This window comes from Telluria sp. LT2P34, from assembly GCF_059685915.1.
On the sequence record NZ_JCASIN010000001.1, the window covers coordinates 298354 to 320899 of the forward strand.

Genomic DNA, 22546 nt, shown 5'->3' on the forward strand with positions numbered 1-22546 from the left:
CCTATGCCGGCGCACGAGGGTCATCGACCGGATGCTGCATATGCGCAACATCCGGCAGATTTTTCGATCAGCGAACCGCCGCCACGGCCAGCGCAGTCATGTTGACGATCCGGCGTACGGTGGCGCTCGGGCTCAGGATGTGCACCGGCTTGGCGCTGCCGAGCAGGATCGGGCCGACGGTGACGCCCTTGCCCGCCGCGACCTTCAGCACGTTGAACAGGATGTTGGCGGCGTCCAGCGACGGCATCACCAGCAGGTTGGCGCTGCCGGCAAAACCGCTTTCGATGTCGTACATGGCGCGGATCTCTTCCGACAGCGCGGCGTCGCCATGGACTTCGCCGATCGCCAGCAGCTCCGGCTCGCTCTGTTTCAAGAGCTCGCGCGCTTCGCGCATGCGGATGGCCGAGGGGCGGTTCGACGACCCTTGCGAGGAATGCGAGAGCAGCGCCACTTTTGGTTCGAGGCCGAATTCGCGTAGCGTGGCGGCGGCCAGGCGCGCGATCCCCGCCAGTTCGGCGGCGGAGGGCGCGTCGTTGACATAGGTGTCGGTGATGAACAGCGTGTACTTGTCGAGCACCAGCGCATTCATGGCGGCCAGCACCTCGACGCCGGGCGCGGTGCCGATCTCGTTTTTCACGTGTTCCAGGTGGCTGTCGTAGCTGCCCGTCATGCCGCAGATCAGCGCATCGACTTCGCCCCGCTGCAGCAGGCGCGTCCCTTGCAGGGTCGGGTCTCCCTGGCCTTCGGCCAGGGTATAGTCGACGCCCGCCTGCAGGCGCAGCCCGGCGTCCTTGATGGCGCGCTCGATGGCGCCTTGCTCGCCGATCAGGACCGGCTTGGCGATGCCTTCGTCGACCACGGTCTGGACCGCGCGCAGCACGCGCACGTCGAGCGCTTCGGCATAGGCCACGCGGCGCGGGTTGGCCCTGGCCTTGGTGAACACCGGCTTCATGAAGAAACCCGTGTGGTAGATCATCTGCGCCAGTTTGTCGCGGTAGGCCGCCATGTCCGTGATCGGGCGCGCCGCCACGCCCGAATCCTGCGCGGCCTGCGCCACGCGCGGCGCGATCGCCGCCAGCAGACGCGGATCGAAGGGCTTCGGGATGATGTATTCGGGACCGAAGGCCAGGTCCTGGCCCTCGTAGGCCGAGGCCACCACGTCGCTCGCTTCAGCTTCGGCCAGTTCGGCGATCGCGGTGACGCAGGCCAGCTTCATCTCGTCGGTGATGCGGGTGGCGCCGCAATCGAGGGCGCCGCGGAAGATATAGGGGAAGCACAGCACGTTGTTGACCTGGTTCGGATAGTCCGAGCGGCCGGTGGCGATGATGCAGTCGGGCCGCGCCGCGCGCGCCACTTCCGGGCGGATTTCAGGCTCCGGGTTGGCCAGCGCCAGGATGACGGGTTTGTCGGCCATGGTCTTGACCATCTCGCCGGTGAGCACGCCGGCGGTCGAGCAGCCGAGGAAGACGTCGGCATCGCGGATGATGTCGGCCAGGCTGCGCGCCGTCGTCTCCTGCGCGTAACGCGCCTTGTTGGCCTCCATGTTGGCCTCGCGCCCGACGTGGATCACGCCTTTCGAGTCGGTCACATAGATATGCTCGCGCTTGACGCCGAGGATCACCATCATGTCGAGGCAGGCGATCGCCGCCGCGCCGGCGCCGGAAGCGACCAGCTTGATCTGGCCGATCTCCTTGCCGACAACCTTCAGGGCATTCAGCAGGGCCGCGCTCGAAATGATCGCCGTGCCATGCTGGTCGTCGTGGAAGACCGGGATGTTCATCCGCTCGCGCAGCTTCTTCTCGATGTAGAAGCACTCGGGCGCCTTGATGTCTTCCAGGTTGATGCCGCCGACGGTGGGCTCCAGCATCGCGATCGCGTCGACCAGCTTGTCGGGATCGAGTTCGTCGAGTTCGAGGTCGAACACATCGATGCCCGCGAATTTCTTGAACAGGCAGCCCTTGCCTTCCATGACCGGCTTCGAGGCGAGCGGACCGATGTTGCCCAGGCCCAGAACCGCGGTACCGTTGGTGATCACGGCCACCAGGTTGCCGCGCGAGGTGTATTCGGCGGCCATGGCGGGATTGGCGGCGATTTCCTCGCAGGCATAGGCCACGCCGGGCGAATAGGCCAGCGACAGGTCGCGCTGGTTCGACAGCGGCTTGGTGGCAACGACCTCGATCTTGCCGCGTGTCGGGCTGCGGTGGTACTCGAGCGCATCGGCGCGCAATTGGGTGTCTTTGGCTTCGCTGAGATTGGATTCGGTGGTCATGGCGTCGGCTGTCAATGGTTGAAGCTTAAAGGATATACCAGCGCCGCTGAGGGCGTACGCAATCGACAAGTCTCCCGGAACGCGGCCATTCCGCCGGCATGGCGCAGACACGCCGCAACCCGCATGATAAACTGCGCAACCATAGCAAAAAGGCAGTCATATGAACGAGTTGGTGAAGACCGGTATCGTCGGGCTCGACGAAATACTCCTGGGCGGCATTCCCCGCAATAACAACCTGATCGTCGAAGGCCCGCCAGGGTCGGGCAAGACCACGCTCGGCCTGGGCTTCATCTACCATGGCGCGCTCGACCATGACGAACCGGGCGCCATCGTCTCCTTCGAACTCGACCCCGCCAAGCTGCTGCGCGACGCCGCCGGCTTCAACTGGGACCTGCAAGGCCTGATCGACCAGGGCAAGATCAAGATCATCCAGACCAGCCCGGCCGTGCTGCTGAGCGAGTTTCGCAGCAGCGACGGCGTGTTCGCCGCTTCGCTCAAGGAAATGGGCGCCAGGCGCCTGCTGATCGACGGCCTGACCCCGCTTCGCCTGTACGCCGAAGGAAACGACCTGCCCTTCCGCGAGGACGTGCACCTGCTGATCGAGGGGCTCACTCGCCTGGGCGTGACGACCATGGTCACGGCCGAAAAGGACGAATCGCTGAGCGGCGTGCTGGCCCACGAACGCTTTGTCTTCGACACGATCATTTCGCTCACGCGCGAAGAGACACGGCGCCGCGTCAGCCGCCGCCTGACCGTCATGAAGTCGCGCGGCCAGGATTTCATCACCGGCAGCCACACCATGCGCATCGAGCCGGGCGAAGGCGTGCACGTGTACCGCCGCGCCCAGTCGCGCCCGGTCGCGGCGCTCGACCAGCCCACCTCGGAAGAGCGCCTGTCGACCGGTGCGCCGGCGATCGACAGGATGATGGACGGCGGCCTCTACAAGGGCTCGGTGACGCTGGTGAGCGGCATTTCCGGCACTGGCAAGACCGTGTTCAGCGTTCAGTTCCTGACCCATGCCATCACGACCGGCCACAAGGCGCTGCTGGTCAGCCTGGACGAGCACCCGCGCCAGTTGATGCGTAACGCCAGGTCGCTCGGCTTCGACCTGGAAAGCCTGGTCGAATCGGGCGACCTGTTCATCCACTACGAGTCACCACTGGAACTCGAACTGGACGTGCACTTCGACCGCATTGTCAGGCTGGTCGAGAAGGAAGGGATCGACTGCGTCGTCTTTGATTCGATCGCCGTCTATGAAATGGCCAGCCGCACCGAGGTCTCCGACTTCCTGTACGTCCTCGCCAGCTACTTCAAGAACCGGCTCGCCACGACCCTGTTCAACTATGAAAGCCCGGAGCTGCTGGGCGTGTCCCAGATCAGCGAAGAACTCAAGGGTTCGCACCTGGTCGACAACATCATCCTGCTCAACTACGTGGAGATTTCCACCGTGCTGCGCCGGGCGCTGGCCGTACCGAAGGTGCGCGGCAGCCGCAACCTGCAGGTCACGCGCGAATACGCGATCGGCCAGGGCGGCCTGATGCTGGTGGACGAAAGCGATACCGATACCCAGGCCGTGCCGCAGCTGCCGTTCTCGTCCTACTACGGCCTGCTGTCGCGTTCGCCGTCACGCCAGAGTCCGGCGGTCGAGGAAGCCCTGGCCAGCGGCAATCCCTTGCCGCACTCCGAACATCCGCCCACCGAAAAGCCCCAGTGATCACGGCCGAATTGCCAGACAATGCGCCAGTGGACTGGGACGACTGGCACACGCCGCTACGGCAGTTCACGGAAGCGACAGGCCTTGTCACGTCGGCCTACGACGTGTCGGGCCTGCGCCGCATCGGCCCATTGACGGGATCGCGCCTGGCAAGCCTGCTGGCGTCGCGCTCGACCCTGTGGGCGGTGGATGGTCCGGGCACGGCATTCGAGCGCGAGCTGGTGCGCACGGTGCACGCAAGCGGCGCATCGGTGTCGGCGCAATTCGGCGAGGGTTTGCGGGTCTGCGCCCAGCCGCTGCTGCTGCGCGGCGAGGTGTACGGCGTGCTGGTGTTCGGCTGGCGCTTCGCCGACTTCAGTTCGCCCCTGGCTTGCGAAGCCATCGCCAGGCAGATCGGGCTGACCGGCCACCTGCTGTGGAGCGAAGTGCGGCTCGACGCGCCCGTATCGGAGACGCGCATGGCAACCTACACGGCGCTGCTGGGTACCTTGTCGAGCACGCTGGACCGCCAGCGCGAAACCATCGACGACCTGACCCGGGTGCACCGCACGCGCGAACTGTTCCTGGCCACCGTGTCGCACGAGATGCGCACGCCCCTGTCGGCGCTGTCGATGCGCATCGAACTGATGCTGCGCACGATGCCCGACCTGCCGCCGGCGGCCGTGGGCGGCCTGGAATCGATGCGCGTGCACGTGCGCCAGGAAACGGCCATGGTCGACGACCTGATCGACGCGGCGCGCACCCTGACCGGCCAGATGTCGATCAACCGCACGCCGGTGGTGCTGGGCCAGGTCCTGCGCGACGCCATCTCGACGGTGGAACCGCACGCGCACGCGAAAAATATCCTGATGCAGGTGACGCCCAGCGATTACGGCGACACCATCCGCTTCGAGGCCGACGGGCGGCGCCTGCAGCAGGTGTTCTGGAACCTGCTGTTCAATGCGGTGAAATTTACCCCGGACGGCGGCCTGATCCGGATCACCATCCGCCGCAGCGACGGCGCCGTCGGGATCGACATCGCCGACTCCGGCCAGGGTATCGAGCCCGAGGACCTGCCGCACGTGTTCGGCGCCTTCCGGCTGCAGCAGCACGACAACGCCACCGGCCTCGGGCTGGGTCTCTACATCGCGCGCCGCATCGTCGAGCTGCACGCGGGCACCCTGGGCGTCAGCAGCGCCGGGCGCGGCCACGGCGCCACCTTCGCCATCCGCCTGCCGACGGCCGTCTGAGCCGACATCCGGTCGTCCCCGCACGTCCTTATCCGCAAAAAATTCCTGCTGGAATTTTTGCGTGGGAAATACAACGCGGCAGTAAAAATATTTCCAGTGCACTTTCTCATTGCAAAGACCGAACGATCTTTCGTCAATTGTGAACTCAACCATACAATATTTTTAACAACTTTTGCCTGATTTTATTGGCTCCAAAGCTATAGTTCGTCGCAACCGGCTCATCCAAGAAGCGGGGAAAACACTGCACCGATCGACGACTTTTTTTAGAAGAGACAAGACAACATGCACACCCCCGTTCGCACACTGCGCAGCATCGTCGCCATTGCGGCGCTGGCGCTCACCGGCTCGGCATTCGCCGCCGGCCAGGATGGCCAGACCGTCCACAAGGACCCACGTACCGGCAAGATTCGCAACGCGACCGCCGCCGAAGCGAAACAGCTGAACGACCTGCGCGCCGCCGACCGCGCCGCCCAGAAGGCCGCCCGCGCGGCTTCCGGCGCCCCGGCCGCCGGCGTCGTGCGCCTGCAGCAAAACGGCATCGTCGCCGCCCACGTCGATGAAGAGTCGATCGTCTACTCGGTGGTGCGCCGCACGCCTGATGGCAAGCTCGAAGCCGATTGCATTCACGGCAAGAGCGCCGCGGAACATGCCAGCAATCACCCAGTGACCACGCAATCGAAGGAGCACCAGAATGAAGTCCAGTAAGCCTACCCTGCGCCTGGTTGCTGCCAGCCTGGCTCTTTCCTGCGCCGCCATGGGCTCGGCCCAGGCCGCTGCGACGATCGTCATCAAGAACCTGAACGCGCCTGGCGTCGGCTTCAACGATACGACCCCGGCCGCGCCCGTCGGCGGCAACACCGGCACCACCATCGGTGAGCAGCGCCTGATCGCGTTCACGCACGCAGCCAACATCTGGGGCCGCACCCTGAGCTCCGCGGTGCCGATCGTCATCAACGCGCAGTTCCGTCCGCTGACCTGCACCGCCACAGGCGCCGTCCTCGGCAGCGCTGGCGCCACCCAGGTGTTCGCCGACTTCCCCGGCGCACCCAAGGCCGGCACGATCTATTCGTACGCACTGGCCAACAAGCTGTACGGCAAAGAGATTTCGGACGCCCCCGGCGCGCAGATCAGCGCCAACTTCAATTCCGAACTCGGCAAGCCGAACTGCCTGGCCGGCAGCTCGTTCTACCTGGGCCTGGATGCCAATGAAGGCAACAACATCGACTTCGTCGCCACCCTGCTGCACGAAATGGGTCACGGCCTGGGCTTCCAGACCTTCACCAACGGCGCAAGCGGCGCGATGTTCGCCGGCTATCCATCGGTCTGGGACCACAACCTGCTCGACAACACGACGAACAAACTGTGGATCAACATGACCAATGCTGAGCGCGCGGCATCGGCGCTCAAGCCATCGGGCCTGTCCTGGACCGGCGCCAACGTGACCGCGGCCGTGCCGTCGGTCCTGCTCGCCACGCCCCAGCTGCGCGTGATCGGCGCCGGCGCCCACTCGGCAGCCGGTGACATGTATGCCGTCGGCGAAGCCGATTTCGGCCCGAAACTCGACAAGTCGCCCCTGGTCGGCCAGATCGTCCAGGTCGCGATGCAGGCTGACAGTCCCGGCTCGGCCTGCACGCCCTTCAATGCAGTTAATGCCGAAGCCGTGCGCCGCAAGATTGCCCTGGTCAGCCGCGGCACCTGCGGCTTCGCGATCAAGGTCAAGAACGCACAGGACGCCGGCGCCATCGGCGTGATCGTGGCCGACAACGCACCGGGCGCCGTCACCGGCCTGGGCGGCGCTGATGCGAGCATCGTCATCCCGGCAGTGCGCGTAACGCAAGCCGACGGCGCGAAAATCGTCGCCGGCCTGGCCAAGCCGAACGGCAATACGGCGGGTACCGTCGGCAAGTTCGAGCGCTCCAAGACCTCGAGCTCGGGCGCCGATGCGCAGCGCCGCATCACGATGTTCACGCCGAATCCTTATCAGCCGGGTTCGTCGGTCTCGCACTACAACACGACCGCCACCCGCAACCAGCTGATGGAGCCGTCGATCAGTTCGGACCTCACCCATGCGGTGACGGCGCCGACCGACCTGACCATGGAACTGTTCAAGGATATCGGCTGGTAACGGCTGACAACTGAGCATTGCCGCTGAGATGTAAAACCAGGCCGCCTGTTCGCAGGCGGTTTTTTTGTGCGTGTCGTCAGCGCTGGCCTTTGGCCGGCATGAATTCCATTGTCATGGAATGGGGCGGCGCGCCGTTCCTGGCCGGCCTGTTTGCCAGGTAGGCGCGTCCAGCCGCGTCGTTCTTCAGGTAGCCGTCGAGGAAGCGCAGGATATAGCGGGCGCCGAGGCTGTAGGCGGCCGATACCTCCTGAGGGCTGTATTCCTTGTACGCGGCGCCATCGTCGAGGCGAACGTAGGCCGACCCGAAATGCTGGTGCTCCATCGGATACATCGTCAGCAGGTAGACGTCGGCATTGCTCATGCGGCTGATGAAGCTGCCGCTGATGTCTTCCTTGTAACGGACATTCGACTCCATCGAGGCGGGCGTCTGCGCCAGGAACAGCAGTGGCGTGCGCAATTTCTCGGGGACGGCATACCTGGCCTGCACCGCGAGCGTATTGTAATAACGGATCGCACCGTCGATGCACACCAGCGCCTTGATGCGCTCGTCTTTTGCCGCCGCCAGCACATTGGCGAACCCGCCCCAGCTGAATCCCGCCACCGCCACGCGCGCCATGTCGGCCTGCGGCAGCGTCCGCGCATAATCGATCAGGAAGCGGATATCGTCGGCCTGCAGTTCCGCGTCGTGCAGATCCTTCTTGATATAGCGGCGGGTTTCGCCGACGGTCGGCGCCGCGATCACGATATAGCCGTGGCTGGCCAGGAATTCGGCGATGTCGGCATTCTCGAAAGCCGTGTTGTTGATACTCGGCGCGTAGATCACCACAGGAAATTTGCCGCCTTTCGGCACGGCGTCCCGAACCGCCCACATGGTTTTGCGCCGCTCCGATTCGATTTGCGCCGGGCGCTTGCCATCGGTGACCATCTGCAGCCAGGCGTCCACGGTGCGCTTTTGCGCGCGCGGGGAAGCGTCGAAGTCGGTTTCCCAGCCGACCAGTTGCAGGTAATGGTCGTAGCTGACGCGCTCGCCGCCTTTGAGCGCCGGATACCAGATGACGGTCTGGATCGGCCGGCCCCGATTTTCGGGTTTGGGCAAAAGGCTGGCCAACACGCCACGCTCGGGCGTAAAGCTGCGTGCGCGATCGTATTGCTTGAGGTAGCGGACGCCGACGGCGTGGATGCCTGGTGTGTTGGAGAAGGTGAACAGGCTTTCGGCGCGGGTTGCGCTGCAGGCCAAGAAACACATCAGGCATAAAAAGAGTCGCATTCAGGGGACCATCGCAGTCACCTCGATCTCCACCCTGGCCCGATCCTCGACCAACCCCGCTACCTGCACCGCACTCATGGTCGGGTAATGCCGCCCGATCAGATCACGGTAGGCCACGCCGATCTCTGGATAAGCCGCGACGTATTCCTTCTTGTCGAGCACATACCAGGTCATGCGGACGATATGTTCGGGCCTGGCGCCGCCCTCGGCCAGCACCGCGACGATGTTGGTCAAGGCCTGGCGCACCTGGCCGGCGAAGTCGTCGGTGTGGAAGACACCGTTGGCGTCCCAGCCGACCATGCCGCTGACAAACACCATCCGGCCCGAGCAGGCAATGCCGTTGGCATAGCCGCGTGGTCTTGGCCAGCTCTCTGGCTGCAAAAATTCCATGTTCTGCCTTTACTCGATAGTCGCGCTCGCCGCCGCTTCAGCCAGCAGCTCGCGCGCGATGATCAGCTGCTGCACTTCGCTCGCGCCTTCATAGATGCGCAGCGAGCGGATTTCGCGGTACAGGCGCTCGACCGGCTGTTCGCTGACCACGCCCAGGCCGCCGAACATCTGCACGGCGGCGTCGATCACCTGCTGCGCCGTTTCCGTCGCCGTCAGCTTGGCCATGGCCGCTTCCTTGGTGACGCGCCGGCCTTGGTCCCGCTGCCAGGCGGCGCGGTAGGTCAGGAGCGCGGCGGCGTCGATGCCGGTGGCCATGTCGGCCAGCTTGGCCTGGGTCAGCTGGAAGTCGGCCAGGGTCTTGCCGAACATCTTGCGCGAGGTGGCGCGCGCCAATGCTTCGTCGAGTGCGCGCCGGGCAAAACCGAGGGCGGCGGCGGCAACCGAGGTGCGAAAGACGTCGAGGGTGGCCATGGCGACCTTGAAGCCCTGCCCTGCGGCGCCCAGGCGTTTCGACGCCGGCACCCGGCATGCCGTGAAACGCAGGCGCGCCAGCGGGTGCGGCGCGATGACGTCGATACGTTCGGCGATCTCGAAGCCGGGCAAGCCGGCGTCGACGATGAAGGCGGAAATGCCGCGCGAACCGGGCGCCTCTCCGGTGCGCGCGAACACGACGTAGAAGTCGGCGATGCCCCCATTCGAGATCCAGGTCTTTTCGCCGTTCAGCAGGTAGTCCTCGCCGTCGAGCGTGGCCGCGCAGGACAGCGCCGCCACGTCGGAACCGGCATCGGGCTCGGACAAGGCGAACGCGGCGATCGCTTCGCCACGGGCGACCCGGCCCAGGTAATCGCGCTTGTTGGCCTCACTGCCGAACAGGGTGATGGCGCCGCTGCCCAGGCCCTGCATCGCAAAGGCGAAATCGGCCAGGCCCGAATGCCGGGCCAGGGTTTCGCGGATCAGGCAAATGGCGCGGGTATCGATGGCCTCGCCGGCGCCGCCGTAGCCGATGCCGCCGATTGCGTGGCTCAGCCAGCCGGCCTCACCCAGCTGCGCCACCAGCGCGCGGCAGGCGGCGTCGACGTCATGCCCGTGCTGCCGGGGAATGTGGCGCGCGGCCCAGGCGTCGAGCCGCAGCGCCAGTTCGCGGTGGCGCGGCTCGAAGAAGGGCCAGTTCAGGTAGTCGGTATCCGCCACTTGCTCAATCTCCTTCGAACTGCGGTTTTTCCTTTGCCACGAACGCGTGGTAGGCACGGTGGAAGTCGTTGGTGGCCATGCAGATGGCCTGGGCCTGGGCCTCGGCCTCGATGGCTTCGTCGACGCCCATGTTCCACTCCTGCTGCAGCATTTTCTTGGTCATGCCGTGCGCGAAGGTGGGCCCGGACGCCAGGGTGGCGGCGAAGGCCCGGGCCTCGGCCAGCACGGCGTCGGGCGCGCACAGACGGTTCAAAAAGCCCCAGCGTTCGGCTTCCTCGCCACCCAGGCTGCGCCCGGTGTAGAGCAGCTCGGCCGCGCGGCCCTGGCCGATCACGCGCGGCAGCAGCGCGCAGGCGCCCATGTCGCAGCCGGCCAGGCCGACCCGGGTGAAGAGGAAGGCCGTCTTGCTGCGCGCGGTGCCGTAGCGCAGGTCCGAGGCCAGCGCCAGCATCGCCCCGGCGCCGGCGCAGATGCCGTCGATGGCGGCGACGATCGGCTGCGGGCAGGCGCGCATCGCTTTCACCAGGTCGCCGGTCATGCGGGTGAAGGCCAGCAGGCCCGGCATGTCGAGCTTCGTGAGCGGGCCGATGATTTCGTGCACGTCGCCGCCCGAGCAGAAGTTGTCGCCGGCGCCGGCGATGACGACCGCCTTGACCTCGGCGGCACAGGCCAGCGCGCGGAACAGGTCGCGCAGCTCGGCGTAGGAATCGAAGGTGAGCGGGTTCTTGCGCTCGGGACGGTTCAGGGTCAGCGTGGCGACGCCCTCCTTCACCTCGAACAGGAAATGGCGCGGCTGGTAATTGACAAGGTCGGCGAAGTCGCCGCGATTTCCCGGCAACTGGTGTGGTTCGCCCGTGAGGTAAGGCATGGATTCTCCTAGTGTTGCGCTTGCATGGGAATTTTCATCCCCTGCTTCATGATCGACAGCAGCTCGTACAGCGCCGCCCTTTCGTGTTCGTCCAGCGCGCCCGTCAGTTCCCTGATCCAGGCTTCGTGCCGCGTCGCCATGCGCCCGAAAGCCTGGCGCCCGCCGGGGGTGAGCGTGACCAGGAAAGCGCGGCGGTCATCCTGCACCGGTGTGCGCAGCACCAGGCCTTCCTGCTCGAGCAGGTCGGTGATGCCGGTCACATTGCCGCCGGTGACCATCATGCGTTTCGACAGTTCGCCCATTCGCAGGCCGCCCGGATGGCGCTCCAACTGGGCCATCAGGTCGAAGCGCGGCAGCGTAATGCCGAATTCAAGGCGCAGGCGGCTGCGCACCTCGGCTTCGATCAGGTTGGTGACCGACAGCATGCGCAGCCAGAGTTTGAGCGGGCCGTGATTGTCGTCGCTCAGGCGGCTCTCGACATCGGTCATGTCATCCCTCGAGCAGTTTGGCCGCGACCTGCTGCGGGGTGAGGCCGGCGCCGGCCGCCGCCGCCTGGCGCTCGCGTTCCAGGTTGCGTTCGAGCTGCAGCTTGCCGGCATGGTACTGCTTGGGCCAGGCGATAGCGGTGTAGCCCAGCTTCGCGGTTTCGTGCAGGGTCCAGGCCGGGTCGGCCAGGTGCGGCCGGGCGATCGCGCACAGGTCGGCGCGGCCGGAGGCGATGATGCTGTTGACGTGGTCGGCCTCGGCAATCGCGCCGACCGCGATGGTCGGGATGCCGACCTCGTTGCGGATGCGGTCGGCGAACGGGGTCTGGAACATGCGGCCATAGACCGGCTTTTCGCGTTTGCTGACCTGGCCCGAGGAGACGTCGATCATGTCGGCGCCGGCCTTCTTGAACAGGCGCGCCACCCGCACCGCGTCGTCCGGGGTCAGCCCGCCCGGAGTCCAGTCGTGGGCCGACAGGCGCACGCTGATGGGTTTTTCGTCCGGCCAGGCGGCCCGCACCGCGGCGAACACCGCCAGCGGATAGCGGCAGCGGTTCTCGAGGCTGCCGCCGTACTGGTCGGAGCGCTGATTGGTGAGCGGCGAGATGAAACTCGACAGCAAGTAGCCGTGGGCGCAGTGCAGTTCCAGCCAGTCGAAGCCGGCGTCGGCCGCCGCGCGGGTGGCGCGCACGAAGTCGCCCTTGATGCGTTCGAGGTCCAGGGCGCTGGCCTCGCGCGCCGTTTGCGACACGCCTTGCAGGTATTGCTGTGGCGATGCCGACACCAGCGGCCAGTTGCCATCGCCCAGCGGCAGATCGCTGCCGTCCCAGGCGCGCCGGGTCGAGCCCTTGGCGCCGGCATGGCCGAGCTGGATCGCGATCCTGGCGTCGCTGTTGGCGTGGACGAAATCGACGATGCGCTTCCAGGCCGCCGTATGCTCGGGCGCGTACAGGCCGGGGCAGCCGGGCGTGATGCGGGCGTCGGCCGAGACGCAGGTCATTTCGGCGAACACCAGGCCGGCGCCGCCGAGCGCGCGGCTGCCCAGGTGCACCAGGTGGAAGTCACCGACCGCGCCATCGACGCTGGAATACTGCGCCATCGGCGAGACCAAGATGCGGTTCTTCAGGGTCACGCCGCGCGCCTTGTAGGGCGTGAGCATCGGCGGTATGCCGGCATCGGCTGGCGGCGGCGGCAGGCCGGCCTGGTCGAAAGCGCGGCGGGCGATCCAGTCTTCGAAGCGGCGCACGTAAGCGGGATCGCGCAGGCGCAGGTTCTCGTGCGACAGGCGCTGGCTGCGCGTCAGCATCGAGTAGGCGAACTGCTCGGCCTCCATCGCGGTGTAGCGCTCGACGTTCTCGAACCACTCCATCGAATTGCGCGCGGCGCTCTGGATTTTCAGCACCTCGACCGAACGCAGCTCCTGGTAGGCCGCCAGTACGCTGTCGATGCCCGCGGCGCCATGCGCTTCGCAGCAGCGCGCAAGTTCGATCGCATCCTCGAGCGCCAGCTTGGTCCCGGAACCGATCGAAAAGTGCGCGCTATGGGCGGCGTCGCCCATCAGCACAACGGGCACGCGGCGCCCGTCGATGCGGTTCCAGTGCACCCAGTCGCGGCAGACGATGCGCGGGAAGGTAATCCACATGGCCGAGCCGCGCAGGTGCGAGGCATTGCTCAGCAAGGCGTGGCCGCCCAGGTAGCGGGCGAACAGCTTTTCGCAGAAAGCGATGCCCTGTTCCTGGCTCATGTCGTCGAGTCCGGCCTTGCGCCAGACGGCTTCCGGGGTCTCGACGATGAAGGTGGAAGTGTCGCCGTCGTACTGGTAGCAATGGGCCTGGAACCAGCCATGCTCGGTTTCTTCGAACGCGAAGGTGAAGGCATCGAATTTCTGCTTCGTGCCGAGCCAGACGAAGCGGCAGCGGCGGCTGTCGATCTCGGGCTGGTAGGAGCCGGCGTAGCGGGTGCGCACGCGGCTGTTGAGTCCATCGCAGGCGACCACGAGGTCGGCATCGTAGCGGGCGGCGAGCGCCTGGTCGTCATCGACGTCGGTCTCGAAGACCAGCCGCACGTTCAGTTCTTCGCAGCGCGCCTGCAGGATGCCCAGCAGGCGCTTGCGGCCGATGCCGCAGAAGCCATGCCCGCCGGAAGTGATGCTGCGGCCCCTGAAATGGACGTCGATGTCGTCCCAGTGGTTGAACGATGCGAGGATGCTGCGCGCGCTCGCCTCGTCGGCCGCGGCCAGGTTGCCCAGGGTCTGGTCGGAGAACACCACGCCCCAGCCGAAAGTGTCGGACGGCCGGTTGCGCTCGACGACGGTGATCTCGTGCGCCGGATCCTGTTTCTTCATCAGGAGCGCGAAGTAGAGGCCGGCCGGGCCGCCGCCGATGCAGACGACCTTCATGGCTGGCACGCCCCCTGCGCGGCTTCCTGGCGCAGCTTGAAGCGCTGCAGCTTGCCGGTTTCGGTGCGCGGCAGGCTGGTGCGGAACTCGATCCGGCGCGGGTATTTGTAGGGCGCGATGGTGGCTTTGACATGGTCCTGCAGCGACGTTGCCATGGCCAGGTCGCCGACTCCCGCGGCGGCGCGCAGCACGACATAGGCCATGACCACCTGCCCGCGCTCGGAGTCGGGCGCGCCGACCACCGCGCATTCGGCCACCGCCGGGTGCTGCAGCAGCACCTCCTCGACTTCCGGCCCGGCGATGTTGTAGCCGCTCGAGATGATCATGTCGTCGGTGCGCGCCTGGTACCAGTAATAGCCGTCCTCGTCGACCTTGTAGGCGTCGCCCGTCAGATTCCAGCCATCGCAGACATAGTCGAGCTGGCGCGGGTCGTCGAGGTAGCGGCAGCCGGTCGGGCCCTTGACCGCAAGGCGGCCGATGTGGCCGGGGCCGAGCGGCTGGCCGTCGTCGTCGAGGATGCAGGCGCGGTAGCCGGGGATCGGACGCCCGGTGGCGCCGGGTCGGATCTCGGCGCCGGCACTGGAAATAAAGATGTGCAGCATTTCGGTCGCGCCGATGCCGTCGATCATGGCCAGGCCGGTCGCGTCCTGCCAGGCGCGGCGCGTTTCCAGGGGCAGCGCTTCGCCGGCCGAGACGCTGCGAGACAGGCTGGACAGGTCGTGCTTGCCGGCCAGCGGCGCCATCTGGCGGTAAAAGGTGGGCGCGGTGAAGCAGACGGTGGCGCGGTACTCGGCAATCGCGGCCAGTAGCAGGTCGGGCGTAAGTTTTTCCAGCAGCACGGCGCAGGCGCCGTAACGCAGCGGGAACAGCAGCAAGCCGCCCAGCCCAAAGGTGAACGCCAGCGGCGGCGAGCCGATGAAGACGTCGGCCGGGGTGGTTGCCAGGATCGAGCGCGGGAAGCAGTCGCAGATCGCCAGCACGTCGCGATGGAAGTGCATCGTGCCCTTCGGGCGGCCGGTGGTGCCGGAGGTAAAGCTCAGCAGACAGACGTCCTGGGCCCAGGTATCGACCGCCTCGAAGCGAGCCGGCATGGCAGCCATCAGGGTATCGAGCGCATCCGGATGGCCGTCGTTAAAGGCGAGCACGGGCGGCGTCGCCTTCAGGCTATGGCAGGCGAGATCGAGCTCGGCGCGCAGGTCGGCGGCGCACAGCACGGCGTCGACGCGCGCCAGATCCATGATGGTGGCGAGCTCTTTGGCGCGCAGCAGCGGCATGGTCGGCACCGCGACGCAGCCGGCTTTCCAGACCGCCAGCACGCAGGCGGCCATCATCGGGTTGTTGGCGCCGCGCAGCAGCACCCGGTTGCCGGGGACCAGGCCCAGGTGGGTGCGCAGCACGCCGGCGATGCGGTCGACCCTGGCCAGCAGGTCCGCGTAGCTCCAGCACAGGCCGGCGCCGCGGATCGCGACCGCCTCGCCATGGCCCCGGGCCACCATCCGGTCGAGCAATTCATGAGCGCAATTAAGGCGCTCGGGGTAAACCAACTCTTCCCGCTCGAACAACAATTCCGGCCACTGTTCGCGCGGCGGCAACTTGTCGTTCGCAAACGTGTCCAGGTACGCGCTTCCGTTCATCTTGTCTCCGGCCAGTCGGGGAAGAATGTCTCGACATACTTTAAGCCTAAAGTATCGACGGCGGCAAGCAATTCCCGAAACCGGCCGCGTCCGGCTGCGCTCACGCAGCCGGCTCTTTCTCCTACAATGTGCCCCGCCCGACCCTGACATGCTGCACCGCAGCATCCGGCTATACTCACCAAAAAAAGTACAGGAGCGTTCTGAGCAAGCCATCGATGAGGTGAACATGATTGACCTAGCAAACGCAAGCTGGCCTTTTTTCGGCTTCAACCCCTGGGCCGGGATGTCGACGCCGGCTGCCTCCGGCACCCCCCACAGCACCGGGCAATTCCTGTCAGGCAGCTTCGACAGCGACGCGCGGTCGCTCGACTACAAGCTCTACGTGCCCCGTGCCTGCAACGGCGAGCCGCTGCCGCTGGTGGTGATGCTGCATGGTTGCGGTCAGAGCGCGGCCGATTTTGCCCTCGGCACCGGCATGAACGAACTGGCCGAGGAAGCGCGTTGCCTGGTACTCTATCCCGAACAGTCCTCGCAAGCGAACTGGAACCGCTGCTGGAACTGGTACGAGCAGGCGCACCACGAGCGTGACGTCGGCGAACCGGCGCTGATCGCGGCCCTGACGCGCAGCCTGCTTGCGCAGTATGCGATCGACGAAGCGCGCATATCGGTGGCCGGCCTGTCCTCGGGCGGCGCCATGGCCGTGATCCTGGGACGCACCTATCCCGACCTGTTCAAGGCGGTCGGCTGCCACTCGGGCCTGGCCCATCGCAGCGCGATCGACGGCTTGTCCGCCATGTCGGCCATGCGCGACGGCGCCGAGCCGGCCTGCATGAGCAATCCGACGCCGGCCGCCACGCCGTCGGCAAGCACGCCGGTGATCGTCTTTCATGGCGACATCGACCGCACGGTGCACCAGAAAAACAGCCAGGACGTGGTGCGCCAGACGATCGAATGCCATATGGCCCAGGGCGCGAACCAGGAACGCGCCATGGCCATGCTCGAGGAAACCGGCGAAGCGAGCGGCCGCAATTTCACCCGCCATACGCATCGCGACGACACCGGCGAAGTCATCGCCGAGCACTGGACCATCCACGGCACCGGCCACGCCTGGTCCGGCGGGAATGCGCACGGCAGCTATACCGACGCGCGCGGCCCCGACGCCAGCAAGGAAATGCTGCGCTTCTTCACGCAGCAATAGGATGCAAGCTGGTGCAACCGGACGGCCGCGCGCTTAACGATAGCCGCCCGCAATTCCCTTCAAGCGGGGCGGCTGCACGGCTTGCATTTCGTAGTCGATATCGATGCGGGCTTCGTGCGCGTTGATCGTCTGCCCGGCCGGGGGATTATCGCCGTCGACGCGCACCCAGGAAAGCGACAGCTCCGAAAAATCCTGTACGTCCTGCTGCAACAATAAACTGACGAGATCGAATTCGAGCTTGGCCGGGCCGTGGTGCGAAGCCGCGGAAATCTCGAAGGCGCCCAGGGTGCCGAGAAAACACCTGTCGTGCATGCTTTCCGAATCGATCACGGGCGGCATGTTCAAATACAGGGCATAGAAATAACCGCCCTGGCGTCCTCCCTCGCTCAGTTTGGCGCCGTCGACGACGAATTTGACGGTGCCGACACGGGTGCCGCCCGCCTCGCCCTCCCCCGCCCGCCGCGCCGCAATGATGGCCCCGATTTCCGCCGCATCCTTCCTGCTGAAGGCCAGGCTGGTGGAATACGACTGCTCGTCGAAGGCGACTTTCGCGGCGCCCGCCAGCACGCGGCGCGTTGCCGAGATCTGGCGCCCGGGTACCGGGATATGGCGCTTCTGCGGCGGCCTTTGCCGCGCCCGCAGGCGCGGCGAGGACAGCGCGCCGGCCTTGGCCGCCTGCATCGTTCCCGAGGCCGGGGGCAGCGAGGTCGGCACCGTCACGTCGGCGTAGTCGTAGCCGAGCCAGCCGGGATAATAGGTGCGGTAGCGCTCGATGCTCAGTTGCGGGGCGTAGAGATTCGAGCCGGCCCAGTAGGCGCTGCTGTTGGTGGCGGAATAGGGATTGGCGGTATCCGGAATGCCTTTCCCGTCGGGAAGCGCCCAGGCATGCGTCAGGCGGTCGATATTCGCATGGTGCAGATAAAAGATCGGATCGAAAGGCGATTGCATCGTCGTCATGATGCCGCCAATCAGATTGTGCACCGGGTTATGCGGTGCACTTTCAATGCGCGCCTCGAAAGAATTCGACGTGCCGCGCTGGAAATTAAATACCTCCGGGGCGAATGGCGACAGGGTCAGCGCATTATAGACATTCGCTCCCGCCCGCTGCAGATACAGCGGATTGCCAGGCGACGGATCCGTGAATTCGCTTGGCAATGTTGAATAGGAATAATAATCCCAATACGGCAGGTTCAGGCTCGGATCGCCTGAAGCGATGCGCAGTTGCTGCTCGAAATAATACAGATAGCCGCGATGCCAGGAAATGAAATACGGCACATCATGCGGGCAATAGGTCTGGTGGGCCCGGACCCAGTAATGCAAGGAATTGCGGTCGTTCGGATTGGTATTCCGGCGCATTGCCGCAATGGCGTTCAGAAATGACTGATATTGGCTGCTGCCCTTGAATTGCTGCCACTCCACCCGAATGCGCACGCCCGTATTCGCCAAAGCGATATTCGGGAAGGCTTGCACGGTAGCAGCCCCTAAAATGCCCTTCATCAATTGCCTACGGTGCTGATCAGCGCTTTTCATACCCTGTCCTTTGAGCGAATAATCACGAATTGTGGGTTGCTCAAGTTTAGGATAAGGCTGGGCGAAAGGATCGGGCACGGCGATAAAGCTTGACAGGGCTCACAGCAGAGAACGCTTAAATATTTCTCCTAATTACGGGTTTATCCGGAGGGTAATAAAAGCGGCGATTCCTCAGTCCCCAATCAGGCCAGGATGACCCGGTCGCGCCCGCCCTCTTTTGCCCGGTACAGGGCGGCGTCGGCGCGGCTGACGACATCGGCGCAAGGCTCGCCGGGATGGCGGCTGGCCAGTCCGGCCGAGAAGCTGATGCGCTCGCCGTGCATTCCAGGCACCACCATGCCATTGACGCGCTCGGCCATGCGCTCGAGCACGGCCCGTGCATCGCCGGCCGAGGTATCCGGCAGCAGCAACAGGAATTCCTCGCCGCCCCAGCGCGCCAGCACGTCGTTCGCGCGCAGCGAAGCGCGCGCAGCGGCCGAGAAGCAGCGCAGCACGGCGTCCCCGGTAGCGTGGCCATGGCGGTCGTTGACCTGCTTGAAGAAGTCGATGTCGAGCAGGGCGATGCAGGTTTCGGCGCTGGAGTCCGAGGCCAGGGCCTGGCGCCGCTCCTCGGTTTCGAGCACCTGGTTCATGTGGCGGCGGTTGACCAGTGAGGTCAGTTCATCGATGGTGGCCAGCACCCGGATGGTGTCGAGCGCCTCGGTCAGCTCGCCTTTCTGGCGCTTCAGGCGCGAGCGCAGCTTGCTCATTTCGCCACTCAGCACCGCCGTCGACATCAGCGCGCCTGCCAGGTAGCCGAAAGTGATCGCCTCGGTGATCGGCGGGTAGCGCAACGGGTCGGTCGCCTGCAGCCACCACATGGCCGCGCCCATGCCGACGGTGGCGCCGGCCGACAGCAGCAGGGTCTGGCGCGGGCGCAGTGCGAACATGCAGAACACGATGATGACAACCGTCATCGTCAGCATGGCTGCGCGCAAGGGTCCTGAAATGACATAGGCCCAGATCGCGCACACCAGCGAAAAGACGGCTTGCGACACGGCGAGCTGGTCGGTTCCCAGCCCGAGGCGTGCATGAATGCGGATCAGCACGTAAAACGCGAGTGCGCCGGCGCCGCCGAAAGCCATCAGGCCATGCGTCGCGCCGGCGTCGCTCAGACCGTGCTGCACCTGCATCAGCAGCAGGCTCAGGCATACGATATACAGGACGCAGGTCGCGGCCCAGTATTGCAGCATGCGGTGCAGGCGGGTATCGGTACTGCACAGCAGGACGGCAAGGCGGCGCAAGGTGATCACGACTGCTTCCCGCAGGCTGTGCACCTGGCATGGAGTGGAGAAGGTGAAAGGTGCATCGTGTTCGAAAAGTGGCCGGGCGATTGCGCAGCGCTAAATGGCGCATACGTCATGAGAAGGCTCAAACTGTAGCGAATCGACGCCCCAAAGTCGAGAAATTTACTTGCAAAAGAGAAACAATGACGACATGTGGTTGCAACGCTGCAACCGAAATTTTAAATCCAGTGAAAATACCAGGGGGCTTGTCCGCTCAGGCACCGGTCCCTGGGCACGGACAGGCATGGGCAGGGCTTCCTGTCCGTGCCTGCGGAGACGCTGGCGCCCCGAGCGTTGATCATGCTCCGGGCCGCTGCGCGGGATCTTCGAGGGTCGCCAGGATCGGGCAGGCAGCGCCCCAATTTACGCAACCGAAACCCCGAGGTCGCGCGCAAGCCCGACAAAATGCAAGCGGTGCACGTCCTGATTGGCATATTTCCGGTACCCCGCTTCGTTGCGCGCCGCCGCAATCACGTTGATTCCCTCGTAATATCGAATCATCGTCGCCGAGACGCCTGACGCTTTCGCTGCTGCCCGATATTCATACCCGCACTTCGGCAAACGAGCGCAGGCGTAAAGCATTCCCGAGCACGAACACGCTCGACAAGGCCATGGCGCCGGCCGCGAAGGGCGGCGACAACAGCAGGCCCCAGGCCGGATACAGGGCCCCGGCCGCCACCGGGATCAGCGCCGCGTTATAGGCAAAGGCCCAGAACAGGTTTTGCCGGATGTTGCCGATGGTGGCCTTCGAGAGCGCAATCGCCGTCGGAACGCCTTGCAGGCTGCCCGACATCAGCACCACATCGGCCGCCTCCATCGCGACATCGGTACCAGTGCCGATCGCCAGGCCGACGTCGGCCTCGGCCAGCGCCGGCGCGTCGTTGATGCCGTCGCCGACAAACGCCACCGCGCCGTGTTCCGAGCGCAGCCGCCGGACCGCCTGCACTTTCCCCTCGGGCAGCACGCCGGCAATCACCTCGTCGATGCCGAGGTGCGCCGCAATCGCCCTGGCGGTGCGTTCCTCATCGCCGCTGATCATCGCCACCTTCAGGCCCAGCCCGTGCAGGGCGGCAATCGCCGCCGCCGAGTCGGGTTTGACGGGATCGGCCACGGCGAGGATGGCGGCCAGGCGGCCATCGATGGCGGCATACAGCGGCGATTTGGCTTGCTGGCCCAACCGGGCGGCGGCGAGGGCGAAGCCTGCCACGTCGATGCCGAGCGAGTGCATGTAGCGCCCGGCCCCCACTTCCACGCGGGCGCCGTCAACGACGGCGCGCACGCCCATGCCGGTCACGGAATCGAAACCGGTCGTCTCAAGCAGCGGCACACCTTCCCTGGCTGCGGCGTCGACGAGCGCGCGGGCGATCGGATGCTCGGAGCGCGACTCGGCGGCGGCCACCAGCGCCAGTACCCGGCCGCGTTCGAAGCCGGCCGCCAGCTCGAGGTCGGTCAGCGTGGGCCGGCCCGCGGTCAGCGTGCCGGTCTTGTCGAAGGCAACCACCCTCGCCTCCTTCAAGCGCTGCAGGGCTTCGCCCTTGCGAAACAGCACGCCGAGTTCGGCGCCGCGCCCGGTCCCGACCATGATCGAGGTTGGCGTCGCCAGTCCCATCGCACAGGGACAGGCGATGATCAGCACCGCCACGGCATTGACCAGCGCAAACCCGAGCGCCGGCGAAGGCCCGAACACCAGCCATGCCAGGAAGGTCAGCGCAGCCGCCAGCATCACCGCGGGCACGAACCACATCGTCACCCTGTTGACCATCGCCTGGATCGGCAGCTTGGACGCTTGCGCCCCCTCCACCAGGCGGATGATTTGCGCCAGCACCGTGTGCGCGCCGACGGCGGTGGCGCGCAGGCGCAAGGCGCCCTGCTGGTTGACGGTCCCGCCGACCACCGCGCTGCCCTGCGTTTTCCTGACCGGCAGCGCTTCGCCGCTGATCATGGACTCGTCGACATAGCTGTCGCCATCGAGGACCGTGGCGTCGACCGGAATGCGCTCACCCGGACGTAGCTCGAGGATCTCGCCAACGGCCACCTCGCCCACCGGGATATCCTGCGTGCGCCCAGCGCGTACCACGTGCGCCACCCTGGCCTGGAGGCCGACCAGCCGCCCGATCGCCTGCGAACTGCGGCCCCTGGCGCGCGCTTCGAGGAAGCGCCCGAGCAGGATCAGCGCCACGATCACGGCGGCCGCCTCGTAATACACGTTCACCGTGCCGGCCGGCAGCAAGCCTGGAGCGAAAGTCGCGACCACCGAATAGCCCCAGGCCGCCAGCGTGCCGAGCGCCACGAGCGAATTCATGTCGGGCGCCAGGCGCAGCAGCGCAGGTAGGCCTTGCGTGAAGAAGCGCCGGCCTGGTCCCAGCAGCGCCAGCGTCGTCAGGACAAATTGAAGTATCCAGCTCGGCCCTTGCCCGACTTTGGCCATCACCCATTCGTGCATGGCCGGTACCAGGTGCGCGCCCATGTCGAGCAGGAAGACCGGCAGCGCGAGCGCCGCTGCCAGCAGCAGATCGCGCCTCAAAGCCCTTTGCTCTGCATCCTTGCTGGCCGCGCCCGCGTCGTCGCCGACGCCGGCCAGCGTATCGACCTGGCGCGCCGCGTAGCCGGACTGGCCGAGCGCGGCCAGCAGCGCCGTGGGCGCCGCCACGCCGCGCACGGTCGCGCGTTCCGTTGCCAGGTTGACGCTGGCCTCGGCCACGCCGGGCACGGCCCTGATCGCCCGCTCGACCCGGCCGACGCAGGACGCGCAGCGCATGCCCTCCACGGACAGCTCGACGGTCTGCCCGGGAAGCGCATGGCCGGCCTCGATTGCCGCCCCTTTGCGCAAGATGTCCATGCCACGCCCTCCTGGTGTTTTTGTTTGAGAAACGACAGCCTACACCTTGCCACGGTGGGAAGGAATGCCAGGCCAGAACGCAAA

At 66.0% G+C, this 22546-nt stretch carries 16 protein-coding genes and 1 pseudogene; 5 read left to right on the plus strand and 12 right to left on the minus strand.

Annotated elements, in window-relative coordinates; all coding sequences use genetic code 11:
* Positions 1–67 precede the first annotated feature (67 nt).
* Entirely contained in the window at positions 68–2269 is a 2202-nt protein-coding gene (locus AC56KZ_RS01390; RefSeq protein WP_497160345.1) for an NADP-dependent malic enzyme, read from the minus strand.
* A 160-nt stretch (positions 2270–2429) separates the two neighbouring features.
* Between AC56KZ_RS01390 and AC56KZ_RS01395 the strand changes: the two genes are divergently transcribed.
* From AC56KZ_RS01395 to AC56KZ_RS01410, 4 genes are all read left to right on the plus strand, one after another.
* A complete protein-coding gene (locus AC56KZ_RS01395) occupies positions 2430–3983 on the plus strand; it encodes a DUF7125 family protein (RefSeq protein WP_497160346.1) in 1554 nt (517 codons plus the stop codon).
* Positions 3980–5212, plus strand: coding sequence for a sensor histidine kinase (locus AC56KZ_RS01400; RefSeq protein WP_497160347.1), 1233 nt, complete (start codon positions 3980–3982; stop codon positions 5210–5212). Before AC56KZ_RS01395 ends, AC56KZ_RS01400 begins: the two co-directional genes overlap by 4 nt.
* Positions 5213–5494: 282 nt before the next feature.
* Positions 5495–5917 (plus strand): post-PEP-CTERM-1 domain-containing protein, encoded by a 423-nt coding sequence (locus tag AC56KZ_RS01405; protein WP_497160348.1) that lies wholly within the window; start codon positions 5495–5497, stop codon positions 5915–5917.
* The gene (locus AC56KZ_RS01410; RefSeq protein ID WP_497160349.1) at positions 5904–7337 is read left to right on the plus strand and encodes a PA domain-containing protein; all 1434 of its coding nucleotides are present in this window, start codon (positions 5904–5906) and stop codon (positions 7335–7337) included. The genes AC56KZ_RS01405 and AC56KZ_RS01410 overlap by 14 nt, the downstream gene beginning before the upstream one ends.
* A 76-nt stretch (positions 7338–7413) precedes the next feature.
* Here AC56KZ_RS01410 and AC56KZ_RS01415 read toward each other — a convergent pair whose 3' ends face one another.
* From AC56KZ_RS01415 to AC56KZ_RS01445, 7 genes are read right to left on the minus strand one after another with little or no spacing between them, the layout of a single operon-like run.
* Complete coding sequence (locus tag AC56KZ_RS01415; protein ID WP_497160350.1) at positions 7414–8574, minus strand: dienelactone hydrolase family protein; 1161 nt, start codon at positions 8572–8574, stop codon at positions 7414–7416.
* 30 nt (positions 8575–8604) lie between these two features.
* The gene (locus AC56KZ_RS01420) at positions 8605–8994 is read right to left on the minus strand and encodes a RidA family protein (RefSeq protein WP_497160351.1); all 390 of its coding nucleotides are present in this window, start codon (positions 8992–8994) and stop codon (positions 8605–8607) included.
* A 9-nt stretch (positions 8995–9003) separates the two neighbouring features.
* Complete coding sequence (locus AC56KZ_RS01425; RefSeq protein ID WP_497160352.1) at positions 9004–10185, minus strand: acyl-CoA dehydrogenase family protein; 1182 nt, start codon at positions 10183–10185, stop codon at positions 9004–9006.
* Positions 10186–10189: 4 nt separating this feature from the next.
* The gene (locus AC56KZ_RS01430) at positions 10190–11053 is read right to left on the minus strand and encodes an enoyl-CoA hydratase family protein (protein WP_497160353.1); all 864 of its coding nucleotides are present in this window, start codon (positions 11051–11053) and stop codon (positions 10190–10192) included.
* Between the two features lie 8 nt (positions 11054–11061).
* The gene (locus AC56KZ_RS01435) at positions 11062–11541 is read right to left on the minus strand and encodes a MarR family winged helix-turn-helix transcriptional regulator (protein ID WP_497160354.1); all 480 of its coding nucleotides are present in this window, start codon (positions 11539–11541) and stop codon (positions 11062–11064) included.
* A gap of 1 nt (position 11542) precedes the next feature.
* On the minus strand, positions 11543–13936 hold the full coding sequence (locus AC56KZ_RS01440) for a bifunctional salicylyl-CoA 5-hydroxylase/oxidoreductase (RefSeq protein WP_497161194.1): 2394 nt from the start codon (positions 13934–13936) through the stop codon (positions 11543–11545).
* Positions 13933–15570, minus strand: coding sequence for an AMP-binding protein (locus tag AC56KZ_RS01445; RefSeq protein WP_497160355.1), 1638 nt, complete (start codon positions 15568–15570; stop codon positions 13933–13935). The genes AC56KZ_RS01440 and AC56KZ_RS01445 overlap by 4 nt, the downstream gene beginning before the upstream one ends.
* Positions 15571–15796: 226 nt before the next feature.
* Between AC56KZ_RS01445 and AC56KZ_RS01450 the strand changes: the two genes are divergently transcribed.
* Complete coding sequence (locus tag AC56KZ_RS01450; RefSeq protein ID WP_497160356.1) at positions 15797–16768, plus strand: extracellular catalytic domain type 1 short-chain-length polyhydroxyalkanoate depolymerase; 972 nt, start codon at positions 15797–15799, stop codon at positions 16766–16768.
* Between the two features lie 33 nt (positions 16769–16801).
* Here the strand turns inward: AC56KZ_RS01450 and AC56KZ_RS01455 are convergent, their stop codons facing one another.
* The 4 genes and pseudogenes from AC56KZ_RS01455 to AC56KZ_RS01470 form a co-directional block, all read right to left on the minus strand.
* A complete protein-coding gene (locus AC56KZ_RS01455) occupies positions 16802–18298 on the minus strand; it encodes a tyrosinase family protein (protein WP_497160357.1) in 1497 nt (498 codons plus the stop codon).
* Between the two features lie 182 nt (positions 18299–18480).
* Positions 18481–19590 carry a GGDEF domain-containing protein gene (locus AC56KZ_RS01460; RefSeq protein ID WP_497160358.1) on the minus strand — a complete coding sequence of 370 codons (1110 nt, stop codon included), beginning with the start codon at positions 19588–19590 and terminating at the stop codon, positions 18481–18483.
* A 402-nt stretch (positions 19591–19992) separates the two neighbouring features.
* A pseudogene (locus tag AC56KZ_RS01465) lies at positions 19993–20168 on the minus strand (MerR family transcriptional regulator); the annotation flags it as partial.
* Positions 20165–22462 (minus strand): heavy metal translocating P-type ATPase, encoded by a 2298-nt coding sequence (locus AC56KZ_RS01470; RefSeq protein ID WP_497160359.1) that lies wholly within the window; start codon positions 22460–22462, stop codon positions 20165–20167. The gene AC56KZ_RS01470 and the pseudogene AC56KZ_RS01465, both read right to left, overlap by 4 nt.
* Between the last annotated feature and the right edge of the window lie 84 nt (positions 22463–22546).